This window comes from Micrococcus sp. 140720015-1 (assembly GCF_053627595.1).
On sequence record NZ_JBSEYC010000008.1, the window covers coordinates 21,847 to 30,442 of the forward strand.

The window sequence follows — 8,596 nt, forward strand, 5'->3', positions numbered from 1 at the left end:
AACTTGCTAGCAAGCTAGCTATCTAACTTGCGCGCTAGCAAGTCAGCACGCTTTCATGCTTGCTTACTAGTAAGCAAGCATGAAAGCATGCGTGCATGCATACCTTGATGGTCTACTCCGAGGCCGGCGGTGTCGCCAAGACGACGACGGCCGTTTCCCTGGCCATGTCCTGGGCTGAGCAGGGCCGACAGGTGGTCTTGATCGATCTGGATCCTCGTGCGGCTGCCACGAAATGGGTGGACGTGGAACCTACCGAGCCTGGCCTGCATATCGGCGCGGTGATTGGCAACCCCGACCCCACCGGCTGGATCCAGGATCTTGCCGTGCCCTCCGGCTGGCACGAGAACCTTCGCGTGGTCCCCTCTGACCGGTCCTTGTCTCACCAGGAAGCCGACCGCGCGGACCACGCCCATCTGCGTCTGCGCATGGCCTTGTCCGGTCTGCAGGCTGATCTGGTGGTCATCGACTGTCCCAACCGTCAGGGCGGGCCGCTGACCCAGAACGCGTTCACCGCCTCAGACGGGGTGATCTACGCCGCCCGCCCCACCTCGGACGGTTGCGACGGGGTGCACGGGGCCCGCCAGAGCGTGGCCGCGTTCAAACAGTCCATGGCCCTGCTGGGAGCTGCAGACCGGCTCACCGAGGTGGGCATCGTCGTCTCGGACTACCGAGACCACATCACCCCCAAGGACCAGACCGTCGCCGTCGAGGAGCTGCGCGAGACCGGGCTGCTGCTCACCCCCCTGGTGCCGGCCCGCTCCATCGTCCCCAAGGCACGTCTGGCCTGCGACTGGCTGGGCCGCTACGAGAAGGGCGAACCCGTCGCCACCGCCTACGCCGACCTGGCCGGCCTCATCTTCGAAAGGATCACCGCATGAACGAGAAGCAGTCCGAACCCGACCTGAGCCTGCGAGCACAGCGCCGCAAGCCCAGCCCGGCCCCCCAGACCCCGGCTCCCGGAGCGGTGATCCCCGCAGAGCCGGCAACAGCCTCGGACCCGGCCGGCGGGTATGTGCCCCTAGCCCGGCGTGGGGCACCGACCGTGGCGCTGAACGTGCGGGTGCCCGAAGCGATCCGCGACGCGGTGCGTCGAGAAGCGGCCATGAACCCGGCAACGCCCAGCCAGGCAGCGGTCATCGAGGCTCTGGTCCGCGCGCACCTGATGCACTGACCGGTGCGCCAGGTCGAGGGGTCTGAGCTGATCCTTCAGGCCATCAGAGATACCTGCCCCTCCAGGGCTGAGGACCCCTGTGCGTCCTGGGTGCCGGCCTCGTGTTCCCTGCGCAACGTGGGCAGGCTGAAAGGCGTCTGCCACAAACCCTGCTGGGGCCGGTGTTGTGGCGAACTGACTGGGGCCAGTCTTCGGCCGTCTGGCAGGCGAGTTGTGGAGACTGCCGGAGGCGTCTGGGAGCCACGCCATAAACGACCGAATCTGCCGCCCTCGTCTCACACGCGCCGAGGCGGCGACAACCACGCGCGATCCTCAGCAGACGCCGGTGCCATTGCGCCAGCGGTCCTGACTGGGCGTGTGGGCGGGGGTCAAATGGAGGCAGGCCCGGTGCTGTTCAGTGCCCGTGATTCATGGGCACCCCTGACCCCGAGGCATCGAGCAGGGTCAGGGGTGCGCGAACCCTGTCTCAGTGGCCCCCGCCGAGGCGGCCGGACATCCGAGCGCGCATCGCCCGGCTGGCCACGTTGAGACCGGTGATCTCCACCGTCGCCCCGTGCCGCCGGTACTTCTCCTCGACGGCGTCCAGCGCCGCGATCGTGGAGGCGTCCCACAGGTGCGCCTGGCTGAAGTCGATCACCACGCGCGCGGGGTCGCCCGCGTAGTCGAACTGCGTGTAGAGGTCGTTGGAGGAGGCGAAGAACAGCTCGCCCTGCACGCGGTAGCGCGCGACGGCGTCGCGCCCCTGCCCCTCGAGGGTGCGGGTGACGGTGGCCAAGTGCGAGACCCGCTGGGCGAACATGACCATGGCCGCGAGCACGCCCAGGCCCACGCCGATCGCGAGGTTGTGGGTGAGGACGGTGGCCGCCACGGTCACGAGCATCACGGCGGTTTCGGACTTGGGCATGAAGGCCAGCGTGGACGGCCGGATCGAGTGCCAGTCGAAGGTGGCCAGGGACACGAAGATCATCACGGCCACGAGCGCGGCCATGGGCACAAGCGCCACCACGTCACCCAGCGTGACGGACAGGATCAGCACGAACACGCCCGCCATGAAGGTGGAGATCCGGGTGCGGGCCCCGGAGGCCTTCACGTTGATCATGGTCTGGCCGACCATGGCACAGCCGCCCATGCCCCCGAACAGCCCCGAGACCACGTTCGCGACGCCCTGGCCCCAGGACTCGCGGGTCTTGGAGGAGTGGGTGTCTGTGATGTCGTCCACGAGCTTGGCGGTCATGAGGGACTCGAGCAGGCCGACGACGGCCATGCCGAGCGCGTATGGGAACAGCAGCTGCAGCGTCTCCAGCGTGAACGGCACATCCGGCACCAGCAGGGCGGGCAGAGAGTCCGGCAGACGGCCCTTGTCCCCCACCGTGGGCACGTCCGCGCCGGCCAGCAGCACGATCACGGTGACGACGACGATCGCTACGAGCGGGGCCGGGACGGCCGTGGTGACGCGCGGCAGCAGCAGGATGATCGCAAGGCCGAGGGCGGTCAGCGGGTACACCAGCCACGGCACGCCCATCAGGTCCGGCAGCTGCGAGGTGAAGATCAGGATGGCCAGGGCATTGACGAAACCCACCATCACCGAGCGCGGGACGAACCGCATGAGCTTCGCGACGCCGAGCAGCCCCAGGACCACCTGCAACCCTCCGGCCAGGATCACCGCGGCGATCAAGTGGTCGAGTCCATGGGAGGCCACCAAGGGCGCGACGACGAGGGCCGTCGCGGCCGTGGCCGCCGAGACCATGGCCGGCCGTCCGCCCACGAACGCGATGGTCATGGCCATGGTGGCCGCGGCGAACAGGCCCACCTGCGGGTCGACACCCGCGATGAGCGCGAAGGCGATGGCCTCGGGGATCAGGGCCAGCGCGACGACGAGGCCGGCGAGGACCTCGGTCTTGAGGCGGCCGGGTGAGCGGAGGGTCAGGCGGACGGACTGCAGCTGCTCGGGCGAGGGTTCGCGCGAGTTTGGCGGGGCCGCCACGCGGGCGGAGGCAGTGGAGGCAGGTGTCATGAGAGGAACCCTACTCTTACGTGAGGGTAGGTTTGGCGCGGATTGTCGGATGCATGGCGGAGATCACCGCGGGTGCCGAGTGCGTGCGCTGGCTAGCGGACCGGGGCGGGTGGGTCAGTCCCCGAGCGCCTCGAGCTCGGCCAGCAGCTCGTCCGCCTGGCGCAGCTTCCGGGCGAGTGTGGCCCGCCCCTTCCGCGCCCGCTCCAGGTACGCCGCGATGTCCTCCCGCGGCGCCTCGGCGGCCGGCCCCTCGAGAACCTCGAGCAGGAGGGCGGTCTCCTCGAGACTGAAGCCGAGCGGGGTGATGCGCATGACGCGCAGCAGGCGGGTCACGTCGTCCTCGGTGTAGAGCCGGAATCCGCCCTCGCTGCGCGCGGATGGCGGAACGAGGCCGACGTCGTCGTAGTGGCGGATGGAACGCAGGGACAGGCCGGTGCGCCCGGCCACCTCGCCGATCTTCATGGCGTGGCCGGGCATTGCCGCCTCGGAGTCGGCAACCATGGGTATCCCCTTTGGCTGGTTCGTGGATGTGGTTGAGCGCAGCATGAAGCTCTTGCTGAACTGGATGAATACGACCACCTGAGCCTACTGGGGTGGCACAGGCAGGGACCATCCTCTCCAGGGGTGCGGGCAGGAGGCACCGGCTTCCTTCGCGTGTCCCATGGGCGGTCCGCGTTCGAGCAGAGGAAGCCGGCACGGCCAGGGAGGCTGCCGAATGCCGAAGGTGGTGCCCGCTCACCGTGCGCAAAGCCACCCGCCCGCCTGAGCGTCTGGCTCCCCTTCGCCTGGGGATGATGCGTCCACTCGGGTATGCCAGAAGCGACCCCCTGTCCCTCAGGGGATGGTGGGGGCGTTGTCCTGGTGTGAGGGCGAGGTCCTGATCCTTCAGAGGCGGCATGGCGGTCCGTCGTGCGGGGGTCAGATCAGCGGTGCGGCGCTCACGGACAGGTTGGTGCCCACACCCGTGGCGTTGAGGTAGACGACGGTGGTGCCGTAGCCGGAGACCGTGATGGACCGGTAGAGGGAGATGGCCGTGACGGCGGTCGAGCTGGCGCCCGTGGACCCGGCGACGCTGTAGGGGGACTGCCCCGTGGTGCCGCAGGCCTCAGTGCGGTCCAGGCCGAGCCGGCAGGTACCGTCGGTGCGTCCTACGGATCCGTTGGCCGGGACGGCGAGGCCGTTGGTCGCGTTGTAGGTCTTCCCGTTGTTCAAGGCGATCCGGGAGGTGCCGCCGTTGCTGGTGGAGGAGACGGATCCGGTGCGCACCCCGCAGGCCGCGGCCTCGTCGCTGAGGCGGAAGTCGAAATCGAGGGCCACCTGCTTGTTGGACAGCCTGCCGAGCGTCTCGTTGGTGATGCGCAGGTAGGGCATGTCTGACAATCGTTTTGACCATGCGAGCACAGCATTCAGGACCACAGCGGCCCTGTAGATGATCGCGTACTTGTCATACCGGGTCGCCAGACCCCGCCACTGCTTCAGGTGAGCGTACTGACGCTCGATGACGTTGCGGCCCTTGTAGGCGTCCGCGTCGAGGCTGACGGGGCGCCCGCCGCGGGCACCGCGCCGTCTGCGGTGGCCCTGCTGGTCGGCCGGTTCGGGGATGACCGCTTTGATCCCACGGGCACGTAGGTGGGTGCGGATCGCCCGGGAGGAGTACGCCTTATCGCCCAGCACGGCCTCGGGGCGGGTCCGGGGCCGCCCTACTGGCCGGGTCACGCGCAGCTGCTCCAGAAGAGGAAGCAGCATCGGGGAGTCCCCTCACCTGGCCGGGGGTGATCAGGCTGACCAGCGGCAGCCCGGTCCCATCGACGAGCTGATGGATCTTCGTGCTCAGCCCGCCACGGGAGCGCCCGATGCCGTGATCGGCCGGCTCCTCACGCGGATTCTTGTAGTTCGATCCATCCCCCTGTGTGGCGGGTGATGTTCGTCGCGTGCTGGTGGGCGCGGGCGATCGTGGAGTCCACCGAGACCGACCAATCGATCAGGCCTTCGGCGTCAGCGGCGGCGGTCAGCGTGGCCAGCACTGTGTCCCATGTGCCTTTTTCGGCCAAGCGCCGATGCCAGGTCCACACGGTCTGCCAGGGCCCGTAGACCTCGGGCAGATCCCTCCAAGCGATTCCGCACCGGTACCGGTAGATGATCGCCTCCACCATGGTGCGGGCGTCGGCGAACGGCCTGCCGGCGCGGCCGGTCCGGGTCGGGAGCATCGGGGCGATCAACTCCCATTGGGCGTCGGAGAGCATCTGGAACCGGGACATGTCCCCAGGGTCTCAGCTGACTCGTGCATCTATTCTCAGACACGCCCTAGGTCAGGGTGAACGCCGAGGCTGGGAGGGGCTTGCCTGCGGTGTACCCCGCGCAGGAGGAGGCGGCCATGGCGGGCGCGGCCGTCGATGCGGCCACGGCCGGCACGGCCCAGGCGAGGCCGGTGGCTACTGAACGGCGGGAGATTTCCATGAGGGGTACTCCAGTTAGGGCACACAAAAGAATTCAGGTGCACACGATTAGGTTCGTGAAAGCAGGAGTGTTCGGCTACGGCCGTCGGTGCATCTGAGACTGCCGGGGTGCCGGGGTGTGGTCAGACCACCTGTCTCCTCAGAGTTCAGGTATGTTAAATCTCATGCATGCATCGCCATTGGAGCCTCGGATGACCGCCGGTGTGGATCGGCCGGCGGATGGCAAGGTCGCCGTGGAGAGGGTGGATCGCCCCGGTCGTCGGGGAATGCGGCTGCTGGGGCCGGCCTTCGTGGCGGCGGTGGCCTATGTGGACCCCGGCAATGTGGCTGCGAACCTGACGGCGGGGGCCCAGTACGGGTACCTGCTGGTCTGGGTGCTGGTCGCAGCGAACCTGATGGCCATGCTCGTGCAGTACCTCTCGGCGAAGCTCGGGCTCGTCACCGGCCGCTCGCTTCCGGAGCTGCTGGGGCACCGGTTGCCGCGCGGGCGGCGTTTGGCGTACTGGGTGCAGGCGGAGATCGTGGCCGCCGCCACGGATCTGGCCGAGGTGATCGGAGGGGCCATTGCCCTGCACATCCTCTTCGGTATCCCCCTGCTGGCCGGCGGGGTGATCGTCGGGGTGGTCTCGATGATCCTGTTGGGTGTGCAGTCCCGGCGCGGGCAGCAGCCCTTCGAGTTCGTCGTCATGGGCCTGCTGGCCGTGATCACCCTCGGGTTCGTCTCGGGACTGTTCTACGGGCCCATCTCCTGGGGTGAGGCCGTGGCGGGCATGGTCCCCCGGTTCGAGGGAACCCAGACGGTGCTCCTGGCGGCCGGCATGTTGGGGGCCACGGTGATGCCCCACGCGATCTATGTGCACTCAGCTCTGGCGCGTGACCGCCATCAGGGGGCCCACGCTCATCCGGGCACCCTTGGCAGGCTGCTGCGGGCCACCCGGTGGGATGTGGGGCTGTCGCTTCTGGTGGCAGGGTCGGTGAACATCGCGATGCTGCTGCTGGCGGCGGCCAATCTCTCCGGGGTCTCCGGGACGGACAGCATCGAAGGCGCCCACGCGGCGATCACGACCGCACTGGGGCCGGCGGTGGGCGTGCTCTTCGGCGTCGGCCTGTTGGCCTCCGGGCTGGCCTCCACCGCGGTGGGCTCCTATGCGGGGTCGGAGATCATGGGCGGGCTGCTGCGCTGGCGCATCCCTCAGATGCTGCGGCGGGTGCTCACGCTGATCCCCGCGCTGCTGGTCATCGCCTCCGGGGTGGACCCCACCTGGGCGCTCGTCCTCTCCCAGGTGCTGCTCAGTATCGGCATCCCCTTTGCCATGATCCCCCTGGTCCGACTGACCGGTGCCCGGGCCGTGATGGGCCGACACGCGAACTCCACGCCCCTGCAGACGGTGGCATGGGTGGTCGTGGCTCTGATCGTGGCCCTGAACGCCGTGCTGCTGTGGCTGACGTTGACCGGGCAGGGGTGAAGGAGGTCCCGCTATCGTGCAGGCCATGAGCCTCGACGAGATCACTCCGGTGGCCCAGGACTACCTCAAGGCGATCTGGTCCGCCACGGAGTGGGGAGACGCGCCGCTGAGCACGAAGAGCCTGGCCGCACGCATGGGCACCACCGCGCCCAACGTCACCGAGACGGTCAAGCGCCTGGCAGCCCAGGGCCTGGTCGAGTACCAGCCCTACAAGCCCGTGACCCTCACCGGGAAGGGATGCGAGCACGCGATCGCGATGGTCCGCCGGCACCGGCTGCTGGAAAGCTTCCTCGCCGCGAGCCTAGGCTACTCCTGGGACGAGGTCCACGCGGAAGCCGAACGACTCGAGCACGCCGCCTCCGACGAGCTGATCGAGCGGATCGATCAGATGCTGGGCCACCCCACGCACGATCCCCACGGCGACCCCATCCCCACTCCCGCAGGGCAGCGGGAGCGGCCGGCCCACGCGGTCCGCCTGGATGCAGCCGAGCCGGGGTTCTACCGGGTCCTACGCATCTCCGACGCCGACCCGCAGCGTCTGATCTGCTTCCAGCAGGCCGGAATCGTTCCCGACAGTGTCGTCGAGGTGGCCGAGGCCGGCCACTTCCGACTGCGCGTGGTCGCAGTCGGGCCCGTGGAACTCATCGAGACGGATGCGGCTGCCATCTGGCTGGTGCCGAGCTCGACTCGAGGATGAATCGTCCCCACCTTCATTGCGCAGCGGTGCCGCCCCGTCGAGAAGCAGGCTGTCCAAGGGGGTATACCCCTTTACACACCACCGGCCCCCACGAGAGGATCACGTCAGAGTGGGTCGTTTTCGTGTGAGCAGCTTCGCTCTGTGTCGCGGTTTTCGCTGCGTTCCGTGTCGGGTTAGGTGGTGCCGATGACGAGGGTGCTGCGGGCGGCTTCGACGACGTCGTTGGTGATGACGTCGAGCTCGTTGATCTTCAGGACACGTTGAATCTGTGGGAGGAGACGTTCGAGGAGACGGAAGTTGCCGCGGGTGATGCGTTCGACGGCGGCGATGGCTTGCGCGTCAGTGAAGTCGTCGGGGTCGAGGGTCTTGCCGAGCTTGCGCCATTGACGTTCGAGGACGAACAGCAGCTCGTCGTGGCCGAGGGGGCGGTACTGGTGGGCGAACCCGAGTCGGCTGTAGAGCTGTGGGTAGTGAGTGAACTGCTTCTCGATGCCGGGCATGCCGATCAGGATCATCGCGATGCCTGTTCGGTCGTACTGGTCGCGGAGCCACTCGATGGCGTTGCCGGTGAGGCGTTCGGACTCATCGATGATGATCAGCTCGAGCAGTGACGGGTTGGGGCCGTGCGCGTGGTCGACGTGGCCGCCGTGGAGGACGAGGTGTTCCTCGATGCAGCGTTCGGTGCGGATCATGTCGTGCCGGAGGTCCTCTTGCAGGGCGCGCATCGTCGCGGAGACCTCGGGCGTGTAGAAGACGGTCCGGGCGCGGTGGGCCGCGGCATAGATCTTGGTG

General features: G+C 68.2%; 8 protein-coding genes and 1 pseudogene. 4 read left to right on the top strand and 5 right to left on the bottom strand.

The features are described 5' to 3' along the window. Positions 1-95: 95 nt before the first annotated feature. Together ACUXPL_RS11885 and ACUXPL_RS11890 are read left to right on the top strand one after the other, a co-directional pair. Positions 96-878 (top strand): ParA family protein, encoded by a 783-nt coding sequence (locus ACUXPL_RS11885; protein WP_002857216.1) that lies wholly within the window; start codon positions 96-98, stop codon positions 876-878. Next, a complete protein-coding gene (locus ACUXPL_RS11890; protein WP_036334967.1) occupies positions 875-1,171 on the top strand; it encodes a hypothetical protein in 297 nt (98 codons plus the stop codon). The genes ACUXPL_RS11885 and ACUXPL_RS11890 overlap by 4 nt, the downstream gene beginning before the upstream one ends. Before the next feature lie 466 nt (positions 1,172-1,637). On the opposite strand, the gene ACUXPL_RS11895 is transcribed toward ACUXPL_RS11890, so the two are convergent. The 4 genes and pseudogenes from ACUXPL_RS11895 to ACUXPL_RS11910 form a co-directional block, all read right to left on the bottom strand. Further along, positions 1,638-3,185, bottom strand: coding sequence for a SulP family inorganic anion transporter (locus tag ACUXPL_RS11895; RefSeq protein WP_002857214.1), 1,548 nt, complete (start codon positions 3,183-3,185; stop codon positions 1,638-1,640). A gap of 114 nt (positions 3,186-3,299) precedes the next feature. Then, complete coding sequence (locus tag ACUXPL_RS11900) at positions 3,300-3,686, bottom strand: MerR family transcriptional regulator (protein ID WP_087114788.1); 387 nt, start codon at positions 3,684-3,686, stop codon at positions 3,300-3,302. An 864-nt stretch (positions 3,687-4,550) separates the two neighbouring features. Continuing rightward, a pseudogene (locus tag ACUXPL_RS11905) lies at positions 4,551-5,443 on the bottom strand (IS5 family transposase); the annotation flags it as partial. Between the two features lie 46 nt (positions 5,444-5,489). Beyond that, positions 5,490-5,642, bottom strand: a complete 153-nt coding sequence (locus ACUXPL_RS11910) for a hypothetical protein (RefSeq protein ID WP_002857209.1) — start codon at positions 5,640-5,642, stop codon at positions 5,490-5,492. Positions 5,643-5,832: 190 nt separating this feature from the next. Here ACUXPL_RS11910 and ACUXPL_RS11915 point away from each other — a divergent pair, with 190 nt between their 5' ends. Together ACUXPL_RS11915 and ACUXPL_RS11920 are read left to right on the top strand one after the other, a co-directional pair. Then, positions 5,833-7,107, top strand: a complete 1,275-nt coding sequence (locus ACUXPL_RS11915) for an Nramp family divalent metal transporter (protein ID WP_002857208.1) — start codon at positions 5,833-5,835, stop codon at positions 7,105-7,107. A gap of 25 nt (positions 7,108-7,132) precedes the next feature. Next, positions 7,133-7,804 (top strand): metal-dependent transcriptional regulator, encoded by a 672-nt coding sequence (locus ACUXPL_RS11920; RefSeq protein WP_036334971.1) that lies wholly within the window; start codon positions 7,133-7,135, stop codon positions 7,802-7,804. Between the two features lie 173 nt (positions 7,805-7,977). On the opposite strand, the gene ACUXPL_RS11925 is transcribed toward ACUXPL_RS11920, so the two are convergent. After that, positions 7,978-8,596: AAA family ATPase (locus ACUXPL_RS11925; RefSeq protein ID WP_049158844.1), on the bottom strand; the 619-nt coding region annotated here is incomplete at its 5' end.

What these genes read in the sequence shown, in the direction of transcription:
- ACUXPL_RS11885 (WP_002857216.1), top strand. Translation starts at nt 96, where the DNA reads ATGCATACCTTGATGGTCTACTCCGAGGCCGGCGGTGTCGCCAAGACG.
- ACUXPL_RS11890 (WP_036334967.1), top strand. Translation starts at nt 875, where the DNA reads ATGAACGAGAAGCAGTCCGAACCCGACCTGAGCCTGCGAGCACAGCGC.
- ACUXPL_RS11895 (WP_002857214.1), bottom strand. Translation starts at nt 3,185, where the DNA reads ATGACACCTGCCTCCACTGCCTCCGCCCGCGTGGCGGCCCCGCCAAAC.
- ACUXPL_RS11900 (WP_087114788.1), bottom strand. Translation starts at nt 3,686, where the DNA reads ATGGTTGCCGACTCCGAGGCGGCAATGCCCGGCCACGCCATGAAGATC.
- ACUXPL_RS11910 (WP_002857209.1), bottom strand. Translation starts at nt 5,642, where the DNA reads ATGGAAATCTCCCGCCGTTCAGTAGCCACCGGCCTCGCCTGGGCCGTG.
- ACUXPL_RS11915 (WP_002857208.1), top strand. Translation starts at nt 5,833, where the DNA reads ATGACCGCCGGTGTGGATCGGCCGGCGGATGGCAAGGTCGCCGTGGAG.
- ACUXPL_RS11920 (WP_036334971.1), top strand. Translation starts at nt 7,133, where the DNA reads ATGAGCCTCGACGAGATCACTCCGGTGGCCCAGGACTACCTCAAGGCG.